The sequence below is a fragment of the Alteromonas sp. ABH4_453 genome, assembly GCF_056160665.1.
In genome coordinates, this window is record NZ_JBSWXP010000002.1 from 359,123 (window position 1) to 383,853 (window position 24,731).

Genomic DNA, 24,731 nt, shown 5'->3' on the forward strand with positions numbered 1-24,731 from the left:
AGTCAAAAATGCGCTATAAATCTTGTGTATGATATAAAAACAATAATTAAGCGTTTAGGTTAGGGTTCATGTCTTCATCTCAGTTCGATCACAAACTCAGCGGTCCGAGTCTCGCTTTTCAGCCTCTATACCAACAGGTAGCTGAATACATTAAGCAACTTATTGTGGAGCGTCGATGGCAACCTGGTGAGATGTTGCCTAGTGAGTTTAAACTTGCAGACGAGTTCAAAGTGAGCCAAGGAACCGTTCGCAAAGCATTAACACTGCTTACTGACACAAAAATTGTAACCCGCAGACAAGGGGTGGGTACATTCGTTTCTGAACATACCGCTCAAGATGCGTTATTTCGTTTCTTTCCCCTGCAAGCTGACGGCAAGGGCGCTGATTTACCTAAAGCAGAACTCATCAGTAAAGAGCTGGTTGAACCAAGTGAAACAGTCCAAGCTGCACTTGCTTTAACGGCAAAAGACAAAACGATAAAGCTTAAACGCAGACGCATACTCGAAAACGAATTTTGTATGCTAGAAACCATATTTTTGCCCTTCAAAATGTTTCCCGAAATTCACCTGCGCGAAGATATTCCGCATACCTTGTATCACTTTTATCAAACTGATTATAACCAAACCGTGTTCAAAACCCGTGACGGCATTAAAGCCGTTCTTGCATCAAAAAGTGATGCGAAAAGCTTGGGTATTGAAAAAGGAACACCGCTACTTTTGGTCACTCGTGTCACAGAATCTATTGACGGCAAGTTAATAGAGTATCGAGAGAGTAAATGCAGAACCGACCACTATCACTATCAAGTTGAACTTGATTAACATGCTTCATTTCTAGTCGGCTCTAGGCCATTTCTATCGCCCACACTGCTGACCCTTTTCTAAAAAGCGGACATAGATAAACGTCCGCTTAAAATATCCGCCACTAAATTAGGGTACAAGCGTTATTCAATCCCACCATTAGAAGCCAAACTCGATCTTTTAATTTAGCTTGTTAACACTTTGTTGACATAAGAGTGCCTGTGTAATAACTTATGTCTTATACAAGACTAAAGTTTGAAGCTGAAGTTATACAAGAGCATAGTGTTAAAGTAAAACTAATTAGCTTAATGCAACAAATTCTAAGGTGAATGAAGCAATGAATAAGATACCTGAGGTAGGTTTTGGCTTTTGGAAAGTAGATACCGCCATTTGTGCTGAAACAACATACCAAGCAATTAAAGCTGGATATCGCCATCTAGACTGCGCAGCAGACTATGGTAACGAAAAAGAAGTAGGCGAAGGCATAAAGCGCGCTATTGATGAAGGTTTATGTACCAGAGAAGAGTTGTGGGTAACCTCGAAGCTTTGGAATACGTTTCACGCCCCAGAGCACGTAGAACTTGCGCTCGAAAAAACGCTATCTGATTTACAGCTAGACTACCTGGATTTATACCTTATTCATTTCCCGATCGCGCAAAAGTTCGTACCAATCGAAACGCGATATCCGCCTGAATGGTTTTATGAGCCCGATGCAGCTGAACCTAAAATGGAGCTTGCTCCTGTACCGCTTCACAAAACATGGGAAGCCATGGAAGCGCTAGCGGATAGCGGCAAGGTTAAACAAATTGGTGTTTGTAATTACAACACAGGGTTGCTTAACGACCTAATGAGCTACGCACGCATTAAGCCAGCAATGCTACAAATTGAATCTCACCCGTACCTTACCCAAGAACGTTTAATTCGTTTAGCAAAAGATTGCGGTTTAAATGTTACCGCGTTCTCACCTTTAGGTGCGCTTTCATACCTAGAGCTTGAAATGGCTGACCAAACTGAATCAGTACTTCAGCAGGACGTAGTGAAAGCCGCTGCAAAAGCCCACGGTAAAACGCCAGCGCAAATTGTATTGCGTTGGGGCATTCAGCGCGGCAACGCGATTATTCCGAAAACGTCAAAAGTAGAACGTATGAAAGAGAACTTGACGCTTTTCGATTTCGCGCTAAGCGACAGCGAAATGCAGGCTATTTCAGCATTAAACATGAATCGTCGATTTAACGATCCGGGTCACTTCTGCGAAGCTGCCTTTAATCGTTTCCACCCCATTTACGACTAGGAGTAAACTATGAAAAACGTCAATGAAAGCTCTGCGGTAGCGTATGCAAGCGTACCTACTCAGCACAACTACAACGGCGGCGTGTTCCCTGAAATAGTCGTGAACAATGAAAGCTGTTCCACTGTAGAAGAAACGGTTGCGTTTGTTAAAGCGAATCAGGCAGAACTTGAGGCAAAACTTGCTAAATCAGGTGCGCTGCTTTTTAGAGGGTTCCCTCTTGATTCAGCAGAGACCTTTGACGTTTTTTCAGCAGGCTTCGGCTATCCTAACTTTACTTATCAAGAGTCGCTGTCTAACGCGGTGCGTATTAACTATACCGAGCGTGTATTTACTGCTAACGAAGCGCCTAAAGATGTAGAGATTTTTCTTCATCACGAAATGGCTCAGACGCCTATTTCTCCAAGTAAACTTTTCTTCTTTTGTAAAACTGCAGCAGATGAGGGCGGTGCTACGCCGTTGTGTCGTTCAGATAAATTGTTTGAAGCATTAAAAGCGGAAAGCCCTGAACTGGCGAGTGACTTTAAAGAAAAAGGTCTGAAGTACACCACTACCATGCCTGCCGCTAATGACATCAATTCCGGTCAAGGCCGCAGTTGGAAAAGTACGCTGAGCGTTGAGTCGGTAGAAGAAGGTGAAGCTAAGCTCAAAGAACTGGGTTACAGCTGGGAATGGTTAGAAGATGGCAGCTTAAAAGCGATTACGCCTGTACTTCCTGCTGTGATCGAGTTGGATGACGGTTCTGAGGTGTTCTACAACCAGCTTATTGCAGCTTACATGGGCTGGAAAGGCGTTCGCGAGAACCCATCTTCAGCCATCACGTTCGGTGACGACAGCGCTATCCCGAAAAAGGGACTTGAGCGTATTGCTGAGCTTTCTGAAGACTTCACGTTTGATTTAGAGTGGCAAGACGGTGACGTGGCTATTGTGGATAACTATCGTGCGATGCACGGTCGTCGCCCTTACTCTGGCGATCGCAAGCGTGTAGTGCTTGTGGCATTGGTTGCTTCAGAGCGTTAATGCTATGAATGATATAGCAGTAAAGTGTAAAAACATTTGGCCTGGGCTGGGTATTGCCACCATCACGGGCATGGCGGCGTTGTTTTTGAGTGAGCACTACAATGCCCCTGCTATGTTGTTCGCTTTACTGTTAGGCATGGCGGTTTCGTTTCTATACCAAAACGATACGCCATGTGCTTGCGGTATCGACTTTACCGCAAGCACATTGCTTCGCACAGGTGTCGTTTTACTTGGATTAAGAATAGCCCTCGGTGACTTAGCGGTGTTAGGTTGGCAAACGGCACTCATGCTCGCTGGCGCCATTTTTACGACCATTGTTTTGGGCGTAGGCTTGGCAAAAGCGCTGGGGCTTCAAAAGCGCTTTGGTGCACTAACCGGCGGCTCCGTCGCTATTTGCGGAGCGTCTGCTGCGCTAGCCATCTCTACCATACTGCCAAAGGGCGAAAACCACGAGCGAGATACATTACTTACCGTTATTGGTGTAACGGCTATGTCTACTATCGCCATGGTGCTCTACCCCATAATTGCGGGGCAGTTAGGTATGACAGATACCGAAGCTGGCATCTTTCTCGGCGGCACAATTCACGATGTAGCACAGGTAGTAGGTGCAGGTTACTCAGTGTCAGAAAGTGCGGGTGATATGGCGACCCTGACCAAGTTGGTGCGCGTTGCCATGCTCATGCCCGTGGTACTGATTATGATGCTTGTGATAAAAAGATTCTATAAAGCCAGTACTCAAGCAGAGGCCGGAGAAGTACCTAAAATGCCGCTTTTCCTCATCGGTTTTATTGCATTAATGTTGCTCAATAGTTTTGTAACGTTACCTGAATTTTTGATTGAAGCAGGCACACAGGTCTCGCGTTTCTTTTTGGTTGTTTCCATTACTGCTATTGGCATGAAATCAAACCTGGGCAAGCTTGCTGAAGTGGGCGTGCTTCCCATAGTCATGATAGTGGTTGAAACCCTTTGGATTGCACTGCTTATTCTTGGTTTTCTTTACACCATGTAAAGGCCGTTCATCATTTTGCAGCATGTTTTAAATACAAAATCGTTTGTACTGATAAGGTGGTCTAAGTGAAAAAGCAAGGTCTTCACGAACTTTATGCTAAGAACCCTATAAAGGCCGACGAAGAGGTTTTTCAGCGAACTAGCAGCACGCTGACTCGGCGTGGTTTTATCAAAGGTCTGAAGTCCCTATCTTTGTTACTTGGTGCTGAAGTCGTTTATGGTCAGTTTATGCCAGCAGGACTTATTCCCGCTGCATTTGCTCAGTCGAATACGCCTTTTTCTATCAAGGGAAAAGACGGGCTAACAATACTCAACGACCGGCCTATTAACGCTGAAACGCCAGCGCACCTACTTGATGATGCCGTGACGCCTGCCTCTCGATTTTTCGTAAGAAATAATGGTATTCCTCCGCAAAAGCCAGACGCGAGTACGTGGACGCTTACTATTGAGGGGGAGTCGGCCGAACAGTCAAAAACCTTCACGATGGAAGAGCTCAAAACCCAATTCAAACACTACACCTACCAACTAACGTTGGAATGCGGCGGTAATGGACGTGCCGAGTTCTCGCCAGCAGCAACGGGGAACCAATGGACTACCGGAGCTGTTGGATGTCCTAAATGGACAGGTGTAAGGCTTAAAGATGTACTCAAGTCAGTGGGCGTAAAAGAAGATGCGGTTTACATTGGTTATTACGGTGATGATCAGCATTTAAGCCGAACACCGGGCAAGGCGGCTATTTCGCGAGGCGTGCCCATCGAAAAAGCGATGGAAGATGAGTCGTTAATTGCATGGGCTATGAATGATGAACCGCTTCCCTTATTGAACGGCTATCCGCTTCGACTTGTTTTTGGCGGCTGGCCTGCATCAACGTCAGGTAAATGGCTTAAGAAAATAGCAGTTCGAGATCGCGTTCACGACGGGGCAAAAATGCTAGGGAAAGCCTATCGGGTTCCATGTAAATCTGTCGCACCTGGCGCTAAAGTGGCCGATGAGGACATGTGTATTATCGAAGCCATGCCGGTTAAGTCGCTAATCACGTACCCAAAGTCAGGCAGCGATCACCCTCTGGCAAAAAAATTAGACGTCCGCGGTCATGCCTGGAGTGGCGAGGGCAAGATTACCAAGGTGTTTACCTCTATTGATTTTGGCCAAACGTGGCATCTTGCTCAGCTGAACGCACCGGCAAACAGACACGCATGGCAGCAGTTCAGTACTCAGATAAACTTCCCTCAGTCGGGCTATTACGAGGTATGGGCTAAAGCACAAGATGAGCATGGAAAATCTCAGCCAATGGTGCTGCCTGGCTGGAACCCCAAAGGTTACTTAAATAATGCCTGTCATCGTATCGCTGTGCGTGTTGTGTAAGCTAGGCAATGCTCGAATTTATGTATTTTAATAACCAAAGGGTCAGTTGAAATGGTTAGCAAAATAGTTCGGCTTATTGCTTCATTAGTGCTTCTTCATATATCCGTTGCTGCAGCCGATACCGAGACTAAAAAAACGATGAGCATGGCAAATTCATCAACAGAGCATGTGCAGCCTGCTGTCGATCCTCAATCAGGCCTTGTAAAAGCAGAAGGCTTTAATCTAGTGCTGGCCCATTGCAGTGCCTGTCACTCGCCCTCTCTTATTACTCAAAATGCCATGAGCCGTGGCAGGTGGCTTGAAACTATCCGCTGGATGCAAGACACGCAGAAGCTGTGGCCGCTTGGTGAGGCAGAGCCAGTAATATTAGATTATCTATCAACTTGGTATGGTCCAAAGCAAAGTGCTCGTCGTGCGCCACTGGCGCCCCATCTTCTACCCGTCAACTAAAGCACAAAGATAATAGTTTCATTAATCCCATCAGTTTTAGAAATATTTGCCGATAATCAAACAATAACGCTACTTCAGGCTAATGGTTAAGACCACATAATCTCTGTTAATCTGAACAAAATAAATCTATAAAAATTATTGGTAACTAAACATGTTTGTATCACGCAGCAAATTCGAAGAAAAAGAAGCGCAAGTTGTCCTATTAGAAAAACGCCTTCAAGAGACGCTAGATAGAGTGTCATCACTTGAAGCTCAAAATGCAGAGTTGGCTGCTGCTTTAGATACTGCCAAGCACGAAGAAGTTTCATTTGCCAATTCCACAGTGGTTAAATGTTTAGTCGATTCACTGTCACAGGTTGAAGGGGTGCGCGAAACGGTTTTACATTCTTACGAACGAATAAATGCGGAAAGTCAGTCGATTGTTGATATAAACGATTTGTTCAGCGTGTCGGCGACAACACTTAGTAAAATAGTATCTGACATGAGTGGTCTTAATGTACAGATGAGCAGCATGAGCGAGCGTATCTCAGGTCTGTCTACTACTGCCGATAATATCAATAAATTTGTCACCACCATCACCAGTATTTCCGATCAAACTAACTTATTAGCCTTAAATGCTGCGATTGAAGCGGCCCGTGCTGGTGATGCAGGCCGTGGGTTTAGTGTTGTAGCTGATGAAGTAAGAGCATTGGCAACAGAGACGAATAAGTCTGCTACTGAAGTCTCTGAACTTGTAAACGGGATCATTCAATCCACATCAAAAGCGGTGTCAGGCGTTAATGAGTTGCGCGGAAACAATGAAGAATTAGAGACAGGAATAAACCAACTCAATAGCAGCTATCAAACTATGGTTCAGCATTGTGACAGTATGAAAGCCACAATTAGTGAAGGCGCAATGACTACATTCATACAGACAGTGAAGCTAGATCACGTTGTGTGGAAAGCAGGGATCTATGAGGTGCTCTGTGGCTTTAGTAACAAATCAGTAGCTGAATTTAGTGATCACGCGAGTTGCCGTTTAGGGCAATGGTATAGTGAAAATGCAACTAATCCTATCGGTCAAACCACAGCCTTTAGAGAGATTGAAGTACCTCATGCGAGGGTACATAGTAGTGGTGTTGCAGCAATAAAAGCAAAACAAGCCGGTAATAACGCAGAGGCAGATGCTAAACTAATAGAAATGGAGCAGGCGAGTGAGCGTGTAATGATGCTTCTTGACCGATTAGCTAGTTAGGCTATCTAGTGCTGAAGTATTAGTATATGGCGTGCGCATTAAGATGCGGCACGCACATGGGAGGGCTTTAGGGTGAGTGAAACATCGTATTCCACCGAAAACGAACGTATTCGTGCGCTAGAAGCCCGTGTTAATTCGCTAGAGCGGCAGCTTAAGCGCCAAAAGATTGCTCGCAAAAACGCTGAATCTTTTCTAGAAACTTATTCCCAAGATGCTTATCTCGCTAATCAGGCATTACGAAAAGCACTCAAAGACTCTAAACAAAGAGAGCGCGAGCTTCTTTACCTCAACCGTACGGCCTCACAACTTACTCATGCTACATCCGGAGAAAGCTATATACTCTCGGCCCTTGAGTCTGCAGTCGAATTTAGCGGTGCTTTTTGTGGTAAAGCCTTCACTGTGAAAGAAGGCGAACTCATTATTGGTAACGATGACAGCGTGCTGGTTCAGGGACAGGGCTGGGTTACGTCCCCCACCTTAGCCCAATTTATCAAGCAGGAAACACCACTAGATTTACAAGAAAGCTATTCCCATTGGTGTGTTAGTGCAGTAATACAGCCTGAAACAGATAAAGAGTCTCGCTTACTTCACTTTATGCATGAAATGTCGCAGGGGGAATATACGTGGCTAGTATTGTTGACCAAAGACGATAATTTGGAAGAAGAAACGCTTTACGTATTAGATACCACGAAGCATTACCTCAATATCACGTCTCGATACCAAAATAAGAAAAGTGAACTAAATACCAGACAGCTAGAACTGAGTAACGTGAAAAAGGATCGGGATTTTCTTGAAGAAAAGTTAGTCAGTGCTGACAAAATGGCTATGTTAGGCCAGCTTGCTGCAGGTATTGCCCATGAAATTAACAACCCAATTGGTTATGTGCGAAGTAACACTGTCGTCGCAAAAGAAATCTTTAATGATTATCAACGCGCTCTCGAGGAAATAGGTAGCCTCTGTAAAGAAGCTGGGGGGGAAATTGAAGCTCAGTTCGTGGCACTAGAAAAGCGTTTTTCGCTAAAAGACAGCGCGACCGAAATTGCAGAAATGTTTGATGAGTCTCATGAAGGTATTGAGCGTATAATCGAAATCGTGAAAGCGTTGAGAAGTTTTTCTTATCCAGGCTCGGGCAAGCACTCTGAAATTAGTGCTGTCGAAGCCATGAATACAGCGATAAAGCTCACTAATAATTTGCATCGTTATCGCAATACGGTGCGCTTTGAAATGCCTGAAGAAGACGCTTTCTTCAACGGTAACTCAGGGCAGATTCAGCAGGTGCTTGTAAATTTTTTAACTAATGCGATATATGCCACCCCTGAAGGGAAAGGAATAACGCTAAAAGTGCAAAAAGGGGGGCATGATGTTTCTCTTGTGGTTGAAGATGAGGGTATAGGCATGTCAAAAGAAACACTCAGCAAAGTGTTTACGCCTTTTTTTACGACCAAGCCGCCAGGTGAGGGCACAGGACTCGGAATGTCTATTTCAATGACTATTGTTGAGGAGCACAATGGCAGGATTGACATTGTCAGTGCTGAGGGCATAGGTACAAAAGTAGCCGTCGTGTTGCCATTGGTCTAAAGTATAAAGTTCTTTTCTAACTGTCTGATAAAATATAACATTTCTCTAAATTTTTTCTTAAACTAGACAGCCGCTGTTTATGATCTAGTCTTATGAGATAGCAAAGGTTTTATGCTCTACGGATGAGTACTTTGCAAAATGGAGAAAGCATTTAATGAGAAATAACCAGCCTGTTACCCAAAAAGAGTATAAGTTTCCATCCCACCACCGCCTTATTTCGTCAACCGATAAGCGTGGCGTCATCCAACATTGTAATAGTGAGTTTGTAGAAGCGAGTGGTTATACCCGCGAAGAATTAATAGGCAAAAATCATAATTTGATTCGTCACCCGGATATGCCTGCGCCTGTTTTCAAAGAAATGTGGCGTACCTTAGAGTCTGGGCAAAGCTGGCTTGGGCTGGTTAAAAATAGAAGGAAAAATGGCGATCATTACTGGGTTTCGGCGTTTGTGACCCCCATTTACGAAGGGAAAACAGTCGTGGGCTATGAATCGGTTCGCGTGCCTGCGTTAAACGACGAAATCGAGAGGGCATCCAGTATTTATGCAAGGATACAAGAAGGGAAATCAGCAGTATCGCCAATATCGCGGTTTGGACAAAGCCTATCCCAGATGGCGACAACATTATTGGTAAGCGCTGTTTTGGTATTAGCTCTTGCATTTACCCACGGCGTAGCTGCGGCCGGTATTGCTCTAGTAGGGGCTATCGTTTTGATAACCGCTCAAGAAGCCAAAACAAGGAAAGACTGGGGCGCGCTGCTTTCTCTTAGCCCAGAAAGCTATGCTAATGAAACGGTGGCACAGACCTACTTTCCCGATTCCCCTCACATAAGCCAAGCCAAACTTGCACTTGGGTGTGAACTTGCCAGAAATCGTACGGCGTTAACCCGAATTAAAGATGCATCAGCGGGGCTCGAATCAATAGCTAACACCACGCATCAACAAGCGGAAAGCACCAGTGCGGCTGTTGTTCAGCAAAATCAAGCTACACAGCAAATCGCGTCTGCGGTAACGCAAATGAGTCAAGCGATTCAAGAAGTTGCCGAGCGGGTTGAAGGTAACGCGAAAAGTGCGAAAACAGCTGCGGTCAACGTAGAAACCGGAAACCAAAAAGCGGAAGAGGCCATGCAGGCGATTGTGGCATTACGTGAAGCGGTAGAATCAATCTCTACCACGGTGACAGAACTCGCTCAGTCAACCAGCGATATAGGTGAAGCGGCCAACATTATTTCGACCATCGCAGAGCAAACTAACCTGTTAGCGCTTAACGCTGCGATTGAAGCTGCAAGGGCTGGCGAACAAGGAAGAGGTTTTGCGGTTGTTGCTGATGAAGTTCGTACTTTAGCTTCGAAAACTCGCGAATCGACCGATAAGATACACAACATCATTAATGAATTGGCTGAGCGTTCTGACCGCGCTGTAAGGGTATCGACGGAAGGGCTAGCTTCAGCAGAGCACGGCAGCGCTATAGTAGAAGAGACCCGAGGTGCATTGTTTGAAATTAACAATGCAGTAAAAGGTATCGCTGACGCGACGGTAGAGATGTCTTCAGCGGTAGAAGAACAAAGCACAGTGGCAGAGCATATTAACCAGCAGTTAGTAGAAGTCGCTGACGGCGCATCTGAAACCCAGCATTCATCTGAAGCATCGCTTGCAGCAAGTCATGATTTGCGCGCAACGGTTAATCAGGTTCACGAACTAATATTGCGTTTCAGTACAGATAAGCGAGTGGGAGAGTAATACTCTCTCCCACTTTCCTAAGCTCGCTCCATTAAAAGACCTTTTGCCTATCTGCGCACAGATGTGGGGCTAAATAGAAGCCTATAAAACCCGAAACAACGCTGTAGGCGTGGGTATTTATTAGCTTGCATTAAGCCCTGCATGTAGGCCGCGTCTGTAGGCAGCTACAGCGGGGAACAGCGAAACCAAATAGGTGCACCCCAGTATAAGCAAGATAATAACAACACTACTTTGACTGAATAGTGGGCCACTTAAGAAGAGTCCATAAGTGCTGCTTAACCAAGGTTTTAGTGCGCTCATAAGCCCAGCTACCAAGCCTAAACTCAGTGCGGCACTCACAATCGTAAGCAGCATCGCTTCAATCTGTATGAGTAGCAGTAAGGTAAACGGTCCTGCGCCTATAGTTCGTAAAACGGCGATTTCTTGATAACGCTCCCTCATCGTTGCTAGCAGCATAGTCGCAAGCCCAATAAGCGCGCAGATGACTATAAGACCGGAAAGGCCAAGCAATAGCGATTCAACATTTCCCATAATTTGCCAAAGTTCTGCGAGTGCCATGCCCGGTAGAATAGCCATTAGCGGCTCTTTTTTACTTTGATTAATTTGATACTGAAGCTGCAGTGCAGTTACCCGATGTTTAAGCCCCAGCATCACCACGGATACTGACTCAGGCGTAAACGCTTCGCTATTGTAAGCTGCATGTTCTTTTGTATGCTCGTCATGCTCATGCTCGTTTGCCTTGTCAGCAGATTTACGGCCTAACATTGAGGTGGGCGAATGTTTTGGCCCTGTGTGGGCTTCTTCAAGTCCCTGTAGGGTAACGTATACGGCTTTATCTACGGGCGTACCGGTTTTCTTAACTATGCCTGAGATAGTGAAAGGGTGATCGTCATGGTTGTTGAACGATACGCTACCCAGACCATGGGAAATAATAATCTTATCCCCTACCTTGTACCCCAATGATTTGGCGATGTCTGCGCCAACAACGGTAGACAATGGCTGCGAAAATGCCGAGCCTGCTGCCATTTCAAGTGATTGCATATCACCGTATTTAAAGTGATCGAAAAAGCTGTTGGTCGTACCTACTACTCTAAAACCTCTGTGGGTATCACCCAAAGATAGTGGGATAAGCCACGATACCTGCTTGTTAGATTGAAGCGCAGCAATACTTTTATATTCAATACCTTTGGTGGGAGTGCCTATATTAAACACTGACGACAGGAGTAAATTAAGCTGTCCACTTGGTGCGCCAACAATAAGATCAACACCAGAAACGGTGCGCGTAAAACTGGTTTTAACTTGGGTGCGAATAATGTCCACGCACAAAAGTAAACTAATGCTGATGGTAATGCTCAAAAGTGTAAGGATTGCCGTTGTTTTTCTGCGCTTTAAGCTTTCAATAGCAATGGTACTTAACATTACGCACGCTCCTGTGCTTTTGTGGCCTCATCGCCCCGCGTTTTTATGTGGTTTGTACTTGGGCTTAATTCACTCATGCTGAAGTGGCGGTCAAAATAACTCTCCATGGCTTTATCGTGACTAACAAAAATCATGGTGCTTTCACCTGCAACGTCTTTTAGCAGCGACATAAAACTATCTCTGGCATCGGTATCTAGGGCAGAAGTAGGTTCATCGACAATTAATAATTGCGGGTCGTTAATCAGTGCTCTGGCAATGGCAACGCGCTGCTGCTGACCAATACTCAATGCGTCAGCTTTCGCATGCAGTACGTGAGAAGGAAGCTGTAGCTTGTCCAGTAAATGACGAAGCTTTGCGTCTGATGCTGTCTTGCTAACGTTTGTACTTGCAAAATACACCGCCGCATTAATGTTCTGTGCCACAGAAAGGTAGGGAATAAGATTAAATTGTTGAAAAACAACGCCGATATTGCGTGCTCTAAACCTGTCCCGCTGTCGGTTCGATAATGCGGAGAAAGGCTGCGCTAATAAGGCGATGTCGCCCTGAGTTGGAGTTAATGTTCCGCACAGCAAATTGAGCAATGTGCTCTTTCCGCTCCCCGAAGGCCCTGAGAGAAAAACGTGCTCACCTTGCGAAACTTGCCACGCTTTAATGTCAATGATGGGGGCGCTTTCTTTGGTATACGAAAACTGTAAATTGCTAACTTCAATCGCTGTTTTGCACTCTTTAATCACTGCGTTGTGCTCTCCAGACACTGAGCTGCGCCCTTCTGACACTGTGTTGCGCTGGGAGTGAGTGCTATTGTTTTTATTGATGGTATTCACGCTAAGCCCGACCTGTATTTACGTCTTATGTTCACATTAGCAAAAGCGACACGTCTGTTCACCCAGTTAAAAACCAGAGAAAACACATTGCCGCGTTGAGGTAATGTTATCAAATAACATTTTTGCGTATAGCTATGCTATCAGATCTCATCAGCCTAAAGCGGCAATTGCTCTTATTAATTGTTCATCATAACGACGCAAAGAAGAAGCGCGCCTAAATTATCAGCCGTTAGCTTGTAGCTTTACCACTTCTGCGCTTTCATCTTCTAATACGCTTTCTGCGGTAGCGCCTTTGAAAATTTTGCTGATTTTATCTTTGTTTTTAGACAGCATAATAGTCAGCTCTTCCACTACGCTATCGTCTAGCTTGATGCCCTTTGCATGAATGTAGTCAGCAAGGTTATCTGCTGCATCGAGCATTTTGTCATACTGATCGGCTTCTTTTTTGTCGGTAGTTACCAATTTTTCTACCCCTTTGTGCGTAACAACATATTGTGTGGTAATGGCCATGGTAGGTCCCCTGTTTATTAAAGACACAAAAACTGTACAGTATTTTACTGTACAAATAAACAGTGTTTTAATTAAATGTCTGAGCGTAATGTTTGGGAAAGGGCAAATGATTGTTCTAAAGGTGATTAATGCTTGTGCAATTAGTAACTGCTGCGTATAATGCGCGCCCTTACAGCCATCCCAATTCGTTCCTTGTCTCCATACAGTCGGCTGTACTGTCGAGGCTACAACCGTAAGGAGCTATAATGCGTCATTACGAAATCGTATTTATGGTTCACCCTGATCAGAGTGAACAAGTACCTGGTATGATCGAGCGTTATACTACAATCCTAAAGCAAGACGGTGGTCAGATTCATCGTTTAGAAGATTGGGGCCGTCGTCAACTGGCTTACCCAATTGAAAAGCTGCACAAAGCCCACTACGTACTAATCAATGCTGAAGCGTCTGCAGAAGCTGTTGATGAATTGGAAAATGCTTTCCGTTTCAACGACGTGATCCTACGTAACATGGTTATGCGCACTAAGACTGCTGTGACTGAGCCTTCTCCAATGATGAAAGAAGAGCCTCGTCGTGAGCGTCGTGACGATTCTGCTCCTCGCCAAGATCGCGCGGAAAAGAAAACTGAAACCACTGAAGACAACGCTTAAGGAGATCACCCATGGCTCGTTTTTTCAGACGTCGTAAGTTCTGCCGTTTCACTGCAGAAGGTGTGACTGAGATTGATTACAAAGATATCGCTACTCTTAAGAACTACATCACTGAGAGCGGTAAAATTGTCCCTAGCCGTATTACTGGTACAAGCGCAAAATATCAGCGTCAGCTGTCTTCTGCGATCAAGCGCGCACGTTTCCTTGCGTTGCTTCCGTACACTGATTCACACAAGTAATTTGGCGAATATAAGGGTTAGCTAAGATGAATATCATCCTACTAGATAAAATCGCCAACCTTGGCGGCCTGGGCGACCAAGTGACTGTTAAGTCTGGTTACGCTCGTAACTTCCTTTTCCCACAGGGTAAAGCGGTTCCTGCAACTAAAGACAACGTTGAAAAGTTCGAAGCACGTCGTGCTGAACTTGAAGCGAAAATTGCTGAGCAACTAGCTGCTGCTAACGCACGCGGTGAGAAAATTGCTGAGCTTGCTGAAGTTACAATCGCAGCTCCTGCTGGTGACGAAGGTAAACTATTTGGCTCTGTTGGTACTCGTGACATCGCTGATGCAATCACTGCAGCTGGCGTTGAAGTACAAAAAGCAGAAGTTAAACTACCTACTGGTACTCTTCGTGAGACTGGTGAGTATGACATCGACTTACAACTTCACTCTGACGTTATCACTTCAATCAAAGTGATCATCATTGCTGAAGCGTAATCGCTGACGTATTTGAAGAAAGCCGCTCCTAGAGCGGCTTTTTTTTGCTCTAAATTTTTGTTCGATACTTAAAGATCAATACCAATCCGCATAGATGATTGCCAACTCAGAAGGCGCTGGTAAGTTTCCTAGCAAAGCGTGGGAATGCAGGAATGGCCGTTGCTTTTTAAATTCCCAGAGTGAAGCTTGCCAGACCTTCCCGAAGGGCGAGTTTAAAATATCCGTACCCTCACTTGACGTCGCGACGCCTAATTAACGATGGGTGTAATTAAATATGTCCAGGGCCGACAAATGGCGTATTTTTGAGGTCCACTCATCTGCGATAAATAACGTTTTTTAAATGGTATTTAAACAAAATGTTAATAATCGCTGAAATTCTTAGTGTCATGGCTTTAAACTTTTTCTGTCATTCCCGCGACCTATAGTAAACCAAACAATAAAAAGCATAAGTGCCATATTATGGACATCACTAAGCAAGCAATAAAAAACGCGACTGGGGTAGGTATAGGAATAACACTGCTGGTATTTTTAGGTCTATATAGCCTGTTTAATTTACCGGTACAGCTGTTTCCTGACATTGAAAGACCGAATATTAACATCCAGACCTCGTGGCGCGCTGCGTCGCCCCAAGAAATTGAGTCGGAGATCATTGAACCTCAAGAGGAAGTGCTGCAAGGCATCCCTGGCCTTGAGTCGATGAATGCATGGGCAAACCAAGGTAATGCGTGGATTAATCTAGAGTTTGGTTTAGATACGGACATGCAGAAAACGCTCATTGAAGTGATTAGCCGCATGAATCGCGTACCGCCACTACCTCGCGATGCCTTGTCTCCTAATATTATGCTTGCTGGAAGTGGGGGAGACGCCCCCGCTTTGACCTACTTTTTTCTTCAGCGCCTACCGGGCAATCCAAACGAAATTAATACCTATGTAACCTTTTTTACTGATGTCATTAAACCTCAGCTTGAGTCTATCCCGGGCGTTGCAAGGGCGCGTATGGAAAGTGGGGTTGGCGGCGTTGAGGAGTTTCAAATTGTTTTCGACCCGTTTAAAGCGGCGCAGTTAGGCATTGACCTAACGGCAGTTGCCAACGAGTTGGGGCGTGCGAATGATATTTCAGGCGGCTTTGTCGATGTGGGCAGAAGACGCTATACCCTGCGTTTTGAAGGTCGCTACGAGCCTACGCAAATGGGTGAAATGATCCTTGAATGGCGAGACGGCAGCCCTATCACTCTAAATGACATTGCCGAAATTAAAATCACCCGCGCTGACGGTGCAAACTACAGTGTGCAAAACGGCAATCCGGCTATCTCTATTCGCGTAGACAGACAAAACAACGCCAATGTTTTAGCTACCTTAGAAGCCGTAAAAGCAAAAGTTGCACAAATAAACGAACAGGACTTGGCCCCTGAACAGTTAGTAATGGCGCAAAGCTTCGATGCCTCAGTGTTTATCTATAGAGCGGTGCAGCTAGTTACCAGCAATTTATTTATAGGCGTGCTGCTTGCCATTGCCGTGCTTTGGCTCTTTATGCGCCAGCTGCGAGCTACGCTCATTGTGGCATTGGCCATTCCTATCTCACTACTTAGCACTTTTGTGGTGCTTCAACTTACCGGTCGCTCGCTCAATATCATTTCACTGGCAGGACTCGCCTTCGCGGTAGGTATGGTGCTAGATGCCGCTATTGTCGTGCTGGAAAACATTGTAAGAACACGCAAGAGCGCCGAAGCCGAAATCGAAAATAAATACCCAAATTCACAAACGCACATGGAGGGTTGTGCTCATCGGGGAACGAAAGAAGTGTTTGGTGCCCTCATGGCGTCAACAGCCACCACCGTTGCTATTTTTATTCCCGTCATGTTTTTGGAAGATGTTGAAGGGCAATTGTTTGCTGACCTCGCTCTTACCATTGCCATTGCAGTGTGTATGTCGCTAGTGGTTGCGGTAACGGTATTGCCTGTCGTTGCCGCTAGATACCTTAATGGCAACATGCCAGCTGATAGCTTACAGCGGGTATGGGCTAAGATAACCCGCGCTATTATGTCGCTTTCAAGTACGCCGCTTCGCCGCCTTGTATTAGTCATAACACTCATGGGCGTACCTATTACAGGTAGTGTTTTGCTTATGCCTTCCATGGATTATTTGCCGCCCGTAAAACGCGATGCCGTTGACGCCTTCTTAAGTTTGCCTGCGGGTGCCAGTGAAAACTTTATTAGTGAAGAAGTGATGCCAATTATCAAAGAGCGACTGCAGCCCTATATGGACGGAGAAAAGCAGCCAGCGCTGAAAAACTACTACATTATCACATGGCCAAATGGCGGAAATTTGGGTGTGCGCGCTAAAGATCAGTCTAAGGTCAAAGAGTTAGAAGCCATTGTTCGCGATGAAATTTTAAAGGATTTGCCGGATACACAGACCTTTTCACAACAAGGCAATTTGTTCGGTGGCTTTGGAAACGGTCGGTCAATCGACATACATCTTCAAGGTACCGACCAAGCCATGCTCGGCATTGCTGCGCAAGCAGGTTTAGATAAATTGAGAGAAGTTTTCCCTAACGCTAATGCGCGTTCGAATCCTCCTCTAGAGCAAGCCGAACCAGAGCTTCGCTTTTACCCTAATGACAGCCGAATGATGGAAGTCGGGTTAAATCGGGGCAGTATGGGGAACCTGGTACGTGCCATGGGTGATGGTATGTATGTGGGGGAGTACTTCGATGGCACCAAACGCATGAATATTATCTTCCGCTCAGCTCCCTGGTTTACACCCGAAGACTTGAACAGTACGCCAGTCATGACGCCATCAGGCGAGGTGGTGCAATTAGGCGAACTGGTAGGTATTGAAAGAGCCGTAGGTCCCAGTCGTATTCAGCGCATTGATGGTCGAAGAACCCTTACGCTAAACGTAAATCCGCCAGAGGGGATGAGTTTAGAAGAAGCCATGAAAGTGATTACCTCTGAGGTTGAGCCCGCCATTATGGCCATGATGCCTACCGATGGCGCTATTAATTATGGTGGTAGCGCGGATAGCTTAAAAGGCGCTATTGCCTCGATGGCTGATAACTTTCTTTTTGCCATGGTGTTGCTACTGCTGTTAATGGCGGGGTTGTTTAAATCGTTAAAAGACAGCGTGCTGGTAGTACTTTCTATTCCGCTAGCCACGGTGGGCGGGGTGATTGCTATTCGTATCATGAACATCTTTACCTTCCAGCCAATGGATCTGTTAACCATGATTGGCTTCATTATTTTGCTAGGGCTTGTGGTGAACAATGCCATTTTACTCGTGCATCAGACTCGCCTAGGACAGCAAGAAGGGCTGACCCGTGATGACGCGGTAGAACAAGCCATCAAACTACGTTTACGGCCTATCTTTATGAGCACGCTGACTTCAATCTTTGGCATGCTGCCCCTGCTGTTACTACCTGGTGCAGGCAGCGTTATTTATCGAGGTCTTGCGGCTGTTATTGTGGGAGGAATGACGGTGAGTACCATATTTACCTTGCTATTACTGCCTACCTTGCTGCGTATGACGGCTTCAACGTCATCTGTAAATATACTCAAACCCCTGGCCGATCGCATAGGGAGAACTGGCGCTTCGCCGACTACCTCATCCACCGTAAAACAAAATAAATACAACGATCATGTGTAAGGAAAAGACAACCATGAAAGCAATGACCTCTACTCTCGCCCTTAGTTTGTTTACCTTATTTGCAAGCAGTGTATCGTTGAGCGCACAAGCACAGAATAGCAATCAACCTCCGCCGGTGCTGGTACAAATAGATGAAGCCAGAGAGCAAGCGATTTCACAACTAACTTGGGTTCCTGGAACGGTACTAAGCGTTATCGATGCAAACCTTGCCTCTGAGGTAGACGGTCGCATCACTTGGATGGCAGATGTAGGTGATGTGGTTAAAGCAGGGGAGCCTTTAGTTAAAGTCGACGATACTCGCTTAAGCATTACCCGCAATCAAAATGCCTCAAATATTGCCAGATGGCAGTCGCAGGTTGAACTGTTTACTAAACGTCTCGCGAGGTACAAAAACCTTCAGGCCAGTCAAAACACGTCCAGAGGTGAGTTAGAGGAAGTGGAAGCAGACTTAGAGAATGCTAAGCAGGAGTTAGCGCAAGCCAAATTGGATTTAGAATTCACCGAATATCAGATAGCACAAAGCAGTATTCGTGCTCCCTTTACGGCTTTGGTGGTTGAAAGGCTGCAGTCGCCGGGCGAATACACTGGGGTAGGGCAAACCCTGCTTCGCGTGGTAAACCCTGATAGCGTTGAAGTTCAGGTGCGCGCCCCCCTTAACGTATTACCCTATATTGCTAACGACATGAGCGTTAGCGTTCACAATAACGTGAACCAAGTAGAAGAATCTATTCGTGCCATTGTACCGGTAGGCAACAGTACATCGCGCATGATGGAGCTACGAATTGCCATCAACCCAGGTGACTTTCCTATAGGCAGTGCAGTACGCGTGGCACTACCTAGCAGCGATACTCATGACGGTGTCACCATACCCCGCGATGCACTAGTACTAAGAAAGTCGGGCACCTTTATCTATCAGCTCAATGAAAATAATGAAGCGGAGCAGGTTAAGGTGACAACCGGGGTGGGCATGGGCGATAGAATTGAAGTGTTTGGTGATGTGAACCCGAAGCGCTCGGTTGTGGTAAGAGGAGCTGAACGCCTGCGTGCAGGCCAGAAAGTACGTTACAACGATGAGCGTGAGTCTTTGACAGCGAAGAATTAAATAAGGAACGAGCAAGCCAGCCAGCTCTCTTCCGATAAAGAGACGGTTAACTTGTTACAAATAAAAGGTGGCGAATTGCATGCTACTAATTAGACTGTTAGCCAATCTAGTTATTCGTTAGCGAGCGAGACATTAAGGGACTAAAGCAAGTGAAGCAGTATATCGCCACCTTTTTTATAACAACCGGCATGCTAGTTGGGTGTGCAGCACCTAATCAAGTAACGAGAGTAGACGAGAGCAAGGCTGTAATTAAGTACTCCAATGAACCTGGCTTCGAGGACAGATTTAGCAATATTTACAACGGTTTTAAAGCATACCCCGTCACGTGCACTAATGATTGCTACCCAGCGTCTGCCGATATTGAATGTGAAAGTGAGATGCAGAATTGTCAGTTTGTTGGCAACAACCCGACAGTGAAATCGAACACCGGGTTTACCGTTACCTGGTTAGGGCACGCAAGCTTTTTACTTAATACCGCAGGTGGTGAGCAAATACTTATCGACCCCGTGTTTGGGCAGTTTGATTGGCCCGTTAATTGGGCGTTTCGACTGGCAGAAGGGTTCAGCCGCAATGCGCCAGCCACTATTAGCGAAGAAAAACGAGCACAAACCGATGCTGTGGTTTATTCCCATATTCACTATGATCATTTTAATAAAGCCGATATTACCGAATTAGGCACAAATCCCGAATATCTTGTTCCGTTAGGTTTCGCAGAGCACTTCCCTAACAGAGGCTATAGCATTAGCGAGATGGCGTGGTATACCAGCAAAAACGTAGGCAACACCGCTATTCACTTCGTGCCTGCCCATCATTTCAGTAACCGAATTTGGGTGCCGTATTTATACGAGGACGACAATGCAACATTGTGGGGTGGTTGGGTCTTTGAGCATGAAGGCAACACCTTGTTCTTTGCGGGAGATACGGGATATTCACCCCACTTCAAAGATATTAAAGCCCGCTTTGGTGATATAGATGTCTGCCTATTACCTATCGCGTCTTATTTCAGCGAAACCTCACCTAAATGGTATCGCAAGGTACATACAACGCCAGAAGATGCCATCGTTGCGGCCCAAGACCTAGGCTGTAAAGCCGTAGTGCCCTGGGGCTATGGAAATGCGAGCTGGATGATGGGTGACAAAACCTCACATTCTGCGCTATTTCGACTGATGAAAATGAAAAAGCAACTAGAACCCGCTATGCCTTGGGTAATTTTAAATGAAGGTGAAAAAGTGTCATTTTAACAGTTGTCTATCATTCAGGTCTTATCACTAATAAACTTGCCCAAACTCACCATTATGGTTATTCTTTAATCAAATAGGAACTAGTGTTATTTTCAAGGATTGAAGGTGTCTAAATTAAGAAGTAGTGCTTTTATTGCTTTATCTATTGTATTGTGCAGTTATCTTGGGATTTGGGCATATCTGATAAATGAGAAGCCTGCCCAACTCTCAGCGCCGTATAAAGGCTGCATAGACAACTGCAGGGTTAATATGGAGTACCTGCTTTCTGATTCCGAGAATTACCAATACGCTCTAATGCATAATGCACTCAATCAAATTTTTAAGCCGTACGCTAAAGAAGAGGTGGGTTATTACATTTCCTGTAATTCAAAACGGTGTGCACTTTCGGTTTATGTAAATACGCCATCGAAATTGCCCCCCATACTTCGCCGCTTAGAAAATGAAGTTTCTCCGTTTTTTTACAATGAAGTACCTCTTTTTCAAGACGGAGATGGTAAGGCTATCTACTCAAATTCTTCTATTTATCCGCAACTCTATCCGCAATCTTTTGGCATTTCCCACGCCACTCATCATCAAGAGGTTCAAGCTTAGCTAGCTTTTGAGCCAGTGCTTTGTCGGCTTTCGTGTGGGCGCACTGCATAAGAGTATGAACATTAACGGTATCGTCCTCACGGTGCAGTAGTGTTACTTCGTCGCCAACGTTAATGGTGCCGATTTTAATAACTCGGTAGTACCAGCCAGTAATGCCTCGCTCTCCAACAAATCTATCTAAGTTGGGGATGCCAAAGCGTTGGGAAATTTTATTGCAAGGCGCGCGGGGTGCACTTACTTGCAACTCTACCTCTCCGAACTTCCAAATGTCTCCGATATAAACGGTGGCATCGTCCATGCCTTCAACACTGATGTTCTCGCCAATACTGCCTAGCGAGAAGTCACCTTCAGGAAAGTGTTTTCTTAACGTCAGATAGTTGATCGGGTTGAACTGATGTAGCACTTTTTCAGGCCCACCGTGAAGACGTTTGTTGGCCTGCTCGTCTTCATCGGTTCTGTCCATGTGCACCGTTAATGCGTCAACAGGGCTTTTGACAATGCTACTTGGTGCCCCACGAGGGCCAAGTGGTTGAGGTTTTCCAGCAAACAAAGCGTCAACAGTAAAGGTGGCAGACATGGCAACTCCAAAAATTTTTTTTGTGTATTTAAACCTTTCTACTATAGGGTACGACTAACCTTATAACACTAATAATGCTAATCAGCATCACAAATAACAAAGAGAAAAGAATGGAACACACACAACAACGTGTTGTACACGCCAATGTGGTGTTTGGTAACAAAGGCGAACACGAGCTTATATCTAAAGCGAAAGAGGGCGACAAACAGGCGTTTAGGTCTCTTTACGACGAACATATTGGCCGAGTTTACGCACTGTGTTATCGGCTTACTGGTGAAAAAGGAATGGCAGAAGATGCGTCTCAGGAAGTTTTTATTCAGCTGTGGAAAAAATTGGGTAATTTCGATGGGCAAAGCCAATTTTCCACGTGGTTACACAGCGTTACGGCAAACATTACCATCTCTTATATGCGTAAGCAGAAAGGGTGGGTGCAGCGAATGTTTAACTTGGAAAACAGCGGTATTAACGAGATGCCGGCTGAAGAAAACAGCACCGATGTGGATTTAGAAGCATTAATTATTCGCTTACCCGAGCGAGCCAGAATGGTTTTTGTCCTCCATGCAATTGAAGGTTACAGGCACGAAGACATTGCCAGCATGTTGAACATGGCAGTGGGCTCTAGCAAAGCACAATTTTTCCGTGCTAAGCAATTATTGAAAGATTTTATGGGAGTCGATGATGAGTAATTTTGACGACAAGCTTGCTCAGCATATTTCTGGGATATCGAAAGAGAAGCAGCCAGAACGAGATTTGTGGCGAGGTATTGAACTCGGCATAACGTCGCAGCAAGGCGATGCTTCAAAAGACGACGCTTCATCATCTACGGTTACATCAAAACAGTGGATGGCAATAGCCGCAAGCGTTTGTTTAGTTACTGTATTGTGGTTCGCGGCTCCTTTTGCGTTTAAAGCTGATGGAAGTCGAAGCGATGGCTACGCCCTGATTGACGCAATGAGCAGCCAACAGCAGCAGCAAGTCAGCAGCTTGCTAGCAAGTTATAAAAGTACACCTGCGTTAACTCAAGACTGGCAGGAACAGTTGAAAGAATTAGATGATGCCGCGGATGTTATTAAAGCAGCGTTAAAAAACGACCCAGACAACTCAGCATTAATCAAAATGCTGCATCACGTATATCAACAACAAATTGCCTTAATTGAGCGAGTGCACGCGCCAAAGTGGCAGCAAATTTAATAAGGGCTTCAACATGAATGTAAATATGAAAAACACAATATCGGATAAGTTAATGCACACGTTCAGCACATCTACCGGGGTTAAAGCTGTGCTAACTACTGCATTATTAAGTATCGCTACGGCCGCCTTTGCGGGTGAAAAAGTTGATAAGACCATTGATACTTCATCCTCTCCTAAAATCGATATTGAACATATTGATGGAAAGGCTGATATTCGAGTATGGGATAAAGCTCAGGTTCGGGTAACAGGAGAGCTTGGTGATCAAACCGAAGAATTTATTTTCGAAAAGCGCGGCGATGTTGTTGTTATTCACGTAGAGGTTGAGCACCACTCAAAGAGTTGGTATCAAAAAAGTCGAGATGGTGACGACCTAATTATATACGTGCCATCGGCAAGCGATCTTCATTACACCGCTGTCAACGCAGATGTTAAAGCTGAAGGAATAACAAAAGCGGTAGATGTAGAGGTGGTTAACGGCAATGTGACGCTGGAAAACATTGGTGAGCGCGTCGAAGTTGAATCGGTGAATGGCGATATATTATTAAAAAACGTCAGAGGTCGGTTAGAAGCTGGCACAGTTAACGGGGATATTGAAGCTACTCACGAAGGCAGCACGCCTGTGAGTTTTACTGCGGTAAATGGAAAGCTTGATATCGTATCGAGCAGCCCTGATTTATCTGTTGAAACTGTGAATGGACGTATTGATTTATCGTTGCAAAATGTTGATAGCCTACAAATAAACACGGTTAACGGTCGTACTTTTGCAAAATTGGGGCTGAATGCGAATGGCAGTATTAAAGCTAATTCGGTTGGTGGCGCGATGGAGTTTCTTTTCCAAGAAGGCGTGTCAGCGCAGTTTGATATTGAGACCCACGCAGGCGGCAACATTGTAAATAACATTAGCGATGAAAAAGCCCAAAAACCGAAGTATGGTCCGGGTAGCTGGCTACGCTTTATTCACAACGGTGGTGCTGCAAATGTAGACATCTCTACGGTACACGGCCGAGTTGAAATAGACCAAAAGTGAATAAGCTATAGTAAGCTTGATTGAGACTCTAGCTTGAAAAAAGCAATTTAGACCACATTTATTAATTAGTGTATGTGGTGACGTTAAAAAAGCTGCGTTTGTACGCAGCTTTTTTGTTTGGTCGCTAAATGCTGATATTTGAGTGTTTAGTTAGAACTATAGGGAAAGTTTAAAACTCTATAATCATGCCATTACAAGTAAACTTTTTAGTTGGCTTGTACGTTAAACCATCTGATTTTAATGAATTTTATATATGGAGAGTAAATTGAGTATTATTGGACACGTCAAAAGGTTTTGGCGATTTCATAGCCTAATTATCGGTGCGTTTGGGATATGTGCACTAACCTTAGGTTGTGCTGTTCAAGAGCCCGCTTATTATGAAGGAACTTGGGTTGTTACTAAAGCTTATAACGTTGGCATTACCGCTCACTCAACAGCTGAATCAGAGCAGTTTCTCGGGCGCTCTGTAACCTACGAAAAAGAGACCGCGAAACTTGACCAAGCCTTTTGCGAGTCACCTGTTTATACCTCCGAAGAGATGAGTGGAAGCGACTTTCACGCTACTTTTGGCGCATCACCGTCGTCACTAGATTTCAGTGATGACACAATCACCCAAGTAAGTTTGGCTTGTTTAGATAACGAGGCAATCATGGGGTCGACACTGATTTTTCAAGAGAACATCAACACTTATACCTTAGTAGATGGCACTTTTCTGAAGCTAGAAAAAACGCTATAGCTCAAGCTGCCTTTTTAGGCTCTCG

23 protein-coding genes are annotated in these 24,731 nt (G+C 45.1%); 19 read left to right on the forward strand and 4 right to left on the reverse strand.

All coding sequences use genetic code 11. The features are described from left to right. Positions 1-68 precede the first annotated feature (68 nt). From ACXAGV_RS04985 to ACXAGV_RS05025, 9 genes are all read left to right on the forward strand, one after another. Positions 69-818 (forward strand): GntR family transcriptional regulator, encoded by a 750-nt coding sequence (locus ACXAGV_RS04985; protein ID WP_474872311.1) that lies wholly within the window; start codon positions 69-71, stop codon positions 816-818. 316 nt (positions 819-1,134) lie between these two features. Next, a complete protein-coding gene (locus ACXAGV_RS04990; RefSeq protein ID WP_474872312.1) occupies positions 1,135-2,088 on the forward strand; it encodes an aldo/keto reductase in 954 nt (317 codons plus the stop codon). 9 nt (positions 2,089-2,097) lie between these two features. Then, positions 2,098-3,105 (forward strand): TauD/TfdA family dioxygenase, encoded by a 1,008-nt coding sequence (locus ACXAGV_RS04995; RefSeq protein WP_474872313.1) that lies wholly within the window; start codon positions 2,098-2,100, stop codon positions 3,103-3,105. Positions 3,106-3,109: 4 nt separating this feature from the next. Further along, on the forward strand, positions 3,110-4,114 hold the full coding sequence (locus tag ACXAGV_RS05000) for a YeiH family protein (RefSeq protein ID WP_474872314.1): 1,005 nt from the start codon (positions 3,110-3,112) through the stop codon (positions 4,112-4,114). Positions 4,115-4,221: 107 nt separating this feature from the next. Continuing rightward, entirely contained in the window at positions 4,222-5,478 is a 1,257-nt protein-coding gene (locus tag ACXAGV_RS05005) for a sulfite oxidase (RefSeq protein WP_474872526.1), read from the forward strand. Between the two features lie 138 nt (positions 5,479-5,616). Further along, on the forward strand, positions 5,617-5,928 hold the full coding sequence (locus ACXAGV_RS05010) for a hypothetical protein (protein WP_474872527.1): 312 nt from the start codon (positions 5,617-5,619) through the stop codon (positions 5,926-5,928). Positions 5,929-6,079: 151 nt separating this feature from the next. After that, positions 6,080-7,162: a methyl-accepting chemotaxis protein gene (locus ACXAGV_RS05015; RefSeq protein ID WP_474872315.1), complete on the forward strand. Its 1,083-nt coding sequence runs from the start codon at positions 6,080-6,082 to the stop codon at positions 7,160-7,162. A 72-nt stretch (positions 7,163-7,234) separates the two neighbouring features. Then, the gene (locus ACXAGV_RS05020) at positions 7,235-8,740 is read left to right on the forward strand and encodes a sensor histidine kinase (protein WP_474872316.1); all 1,506 of its coding nucleotides are present in this window, start codon (positions 7,235-7,237) and stop codon (positions 8,738-8,740) included. A 154-nt stretch (positions 8,741-8,894) separates the two neighbouring features. After that, positions 8,895-10,478 (forward strand): methyl-accepting chemotaxis protein, encoded by a 1,584-nt coding sequence (locus ACXAGV_RS05025; RefSeq protein WP_474872317.1) that lies wholly within the window; start codon positions 8,895-8,897, stop codon positions 10,476-10,478. 120 nt (positions 10,479-10,598) lie between these two features. Here ACXAGV_RS05025 and ACXAGV_RS05030 read toward each other — a convergent pair whose 3' ends face one another. The 3 genes from ACXAGV_RS05030 to ACXAGV_RS05040 all read right to left on the reverse strand — a co-directional run bounded on the left by ACXAGV_RS05030 (position 10,599) and on the right by ACXAGV_RS05040 (position 13,231). Next, a complete protein-coding gene (locus ACXAGV_RS05030; RefSeq protein WP_474872318.1) occupies positions 10,599-11,897 on the reverse strand; it encodes an ABC transporter permease in 1,299 nt (432 codons plus the stop codon). After that, on the reverse strand, positions 11,897-12,721 hold the full coding sequence (locus ACXAGV_RS05035; RefSeq protein ID WP_474872319.1) for an ABC transporter ATP-binding protein: 825 nt from the start codon (positions 12,719-12,721) through the stop codon (positions 11,897-11,899). The genes ACXAGV_RS05030 and ACXAGV_RS05035 overlap by 1 nt, the downstream gene beginning before the upstream one ends. A 222-nt stretch (positions 12,722-12,943) precedes the next feature. Continuing rightward, positions 12,944-13,231 carry a YebG family protein gene (locus tag ACXAGV_RS05040; RefSeq protein WP_014951121.1) on the reverse strand — a complete coding sequence of 96 codons (288 nt, stop codon included), beginning with the start codon at positions 13,229-13,231 and terminating at the stop codon, positions 12,944-12,946. Between the two features lie 245 nt (positions 13,232-13,476). On the opposite strand from ACXAGV_RS05040, the gene rpsF reads away from it, so the two are divergent. From rpsF to ACXAGV_RS05070, 6 genes are all read left to right on the forward strand, one after another. Continuing rightward, entirely contained in the window at positions 13,477-13,878 is a 402-nt protein-coding gene (gene rpsF / locus ACXAGV_RS05045) for a 30S ribosomal protein S6 (protein WP_014951120.1), read from the forward strand. Between the two features lie 11 nt (positions 13,879-13,889). Beyond that, on the forward strand, positions 13,890-14,117 hold the full coding sequence (gene rpsR, locus ACXAGV_RS05050; RefSeq protein ID WP_012519954.1) for a 30S ribosomal protein S18: 228 nt from the start codon (positions 13,890-13,892) through the stop codon (positions 14,115-14,117). 26 nt (positions 14,118-14,143) lie between these two features. Next, positions 14,144-14,596, forward strand: coding sequence for a 50S ribosomal protein L9 (rplI, locus tag ACXAGV_RS05055; protein ID WP_202262762.1), 453 nt, complete (start codon positions 14,144-14,146; stop codon positions 14,594-14,596). Positions 14,597-15,055: 459 nt separating this feature from the next. Further along, positions 15,056-18,241 carry an efflux RND transporter permease subunit gene (locus tag ACXAGV_RS05060; RefSeq protein WP_474872320.1) on the forward strand — a complete coding sequence of 1,062 codons (3,186 nt, stop codon included), beginning with the start codon at positions 15,056-15,058 and terminating at the stop codon, positions 18,239-18,241. Between the two features lie 13 nt (positions 18,242-18,254). Next, positions 18,255-19,343 carry an efflux RND transporter periplasmic adaptor subunit gene (locus tag ACXAGV_RS05065; protein WP_474872321.1) on the forward strand — a complete coding sequence of 363 codons (1,089 nt, stop codon included), beginning with the start codon at positions 18,255-18,257 and terminating at the stop codon, positions 19,341-19,343. A gap of 149 nt (positions 19,344-19,492) precedes the next feature. Then, positions 19,493-20,584: an MBL fold metallo-hydrolase gene (locus tag ACXAGV_RS05070; RefSeq protein ID WP_474872322.1), complete on the forward strand. Its 1,092-nt coding sequence runs from the start codon at positions 19,493-19,495 to the stop codon at positions 20,582-20,584. 517 nt (positions 20,585-21,101) lie between these two features. On the opposite strand, the gene ACXAGV_RS05075 is transcribed toward ACXAGV_RS05070, so the two are convergent. Then, entirely contained in the window at positions 21,102-21,752 is a 651-nt protein-coding gene (locus ACXAGV_RS05075; RefSeq protein WP_474872323.1) for an MOSC domain-containing protein, read from the reverse strand. Between the two features lie 110 nt (positions 21,753-21,862). On the opposite strand from ACXAGV_RS05075, the gene ACXAGV_RS05080 reads away from it, so the two are divergent. From ACXAGV_RS05080 to ACXAGV_RS05095, 4 genes are all read left to right on the forward strand, one after another. Next, positions 21,863-22,438 (forward strand): RNA polymerase sigma factor, encoded by a 576-nt coding sequence (locus tag ACXAGV_RS05080; protein ID WP_474872324.1) that lies wholly within the window; start codon positions 21,863-21,865, stop codon positions 22,436-22,438. Next, a complete protein-coding gene (locus ACXAGV_RS05085; protein ID WP_474872325.1) occupies positions 22,431-22,943 on the forward strand; it encodes a hypothetical protein in 513 nt (170 codons plus the stop codon). The genes ACXAGV_RS05080 and ACXAGV_RS05085 overlap by 8 nt, the downstream gene beginning before the upstream one ends. A gap of 13 nt (positions 22,944-22,956) precedes the next feature. Beyond that, positions 22,957-23,970, forward strand: a complete 1,014-nt coding sequence (locus ACXAGV_RS05090; RefSeq protein WP_474872326.1) for a DUF4097 family beta strand repeat-containing protein — start codon at positions 22,957-22,959, stop codon at positions 23,968-23,970. A 265-nt stretch (positions 23,971-24,235) separates the two neighbouring features. Next, positions 24,236-24,706 (forward strand): hypothetical protein, encoded by a 471-nt coding sequence (locus ACXAGV_RS05095; protein WP_474872327.1) that lies wholly within the window; start codon positions 24,236-24,238, stop codon positions 24,704-24,706. Positions 24,707-24,731: the final 25 nt, after the last annotated feature.

Excerpts from the sequence above, each read along its gene's own strand:
- rpsR (WP_012519954.1), top strand. The coding sequence starts at position 13,890 with ATGGCTCGTTTTTTCAGACGTCGTAAGTTCTGCCGTTTCACTGCAGAA.
- ACXAGV_RS05040 (WP_014951121.1), bottom strand. The coding sequence starts at position 13,231 with ATGGCCATTACCACACAATATGTTGTTACGCACAAAGGGGTAGAAAAA.
- ACXAGV_RS05075 (WP_474872323.1), bottom strand. The coding sequence starts at position 21,752 with ATGTCTGCCACCTTTACTGTTGACGCTTTGTTTGCTGGAAAACCTCAA.
- ACXAGV_RS05065 (WP_474872321.1), top strand. The coding sequence starts at position 18,255 with ATGAAAGCAATGACCTCTACTCTCGCCCTTAGTTTGTTTACCTTATTT.
- ACXAGV_RS05060 (WP_474872320.1), top strand. The coding sequence starts at position 15,056 with ATGGACATCACTAAGCAAGCAATAAAAAACGCGACTGGGGTAGGTATA.
- ACXAGV_RS05025 (WP_474872317.1), top strand. The coding sequence starts at position 8,895 with ATGAGAAATAACCAGCCTGTTACCCAAAAAGAGTATAAGTTTCCATCC.
- rplI (WP_202262762.1), top strand. The coding sequence starts at position 14,144 with ATGAATATCATCCTACTAGATAAAATCGCCAACCTTGGCGGCCTGGGC.
- ACXAGV_RS04990 (WP_474872312.1), top strand. The coding sequence starts at position 1,135 with ATGAATAAGATACCTGAGGTAGGTTTTGGCTTTTGGAAAGTAGATACC.
- ACXAGV_RS05010 (WP_474872527.1), top strand. The coding sequence starts at position 5,617 with ATGAGCATGGCAAATTCATCAACAGAGCATGTGCAGCCTGCTGTCGAT.
- ACXAGV_RS05015 (WP_474872315.1), top strand. The coding sequence starts at position 6,080 with ATGTTTGTATCACGCAGCAAATTCGAAGAAAAAGAAGCGCAAGTTGTC.
- rpsF (WP_014951120.1), top strand. The coding sequence starts at position 13,477 with ATGCGTCATTACGAAATCGTATTTATGGTTCACCCTGATCAGAGTGAA.
- ACXAGV_RS05030 (WP_474872318.1), bottom strand. The coding sequence starts at position 11,897 with ATGTTAAGTACCATTGCTATTGAAAGCTTAAAGCGCAGAAAAACAACG.
- ACXAGV_RS05090 (WP_474872326.1), top strand. The coding sequence starts at position 22,957 with ATGAATGTAAATATGAAAAACACAATATCGGATAAGTTAATGCACACG.
- ACXAGV_RS05085 (WP_474872325.1), top strand. The coding sequence starts at position 22,431 with ATGAGTAATTTTGACGACAAGCTTGCTCAGCATATTTCTGGGATATCG.
- ACXAGV_RS05000 (WP_474872314.1), top strand. The coding sequence starts at position 3,110 with ATGAATGATATAGCAGTAAAGTGTAAAAACATTTGGCCTGGGCTGGGT.
- ACXAGV_RS04985 (WP_474872311.1), top strand. The coding sequence starts at position 69 with ATGTCTTCATCTCAGTTCGATCACAAACTCAGCGGTCCGAGTCTCGCT.
- ACXAGV_RS05080 (WP_474872324.1), top strand. The coding sequence starts at position 21,863 with ATGGAACACACACAACAACGTGTTGTACACGCCAATGTGGTGTTTGGT.
- ACXAGV_RS04995 (WP_474872313.1), top strand. The coding sequence starts at position 2,098 with ATGAAAAACGTCAATGAAAGCTCTGCGGTAGCGTATGCAAGCGTACCT.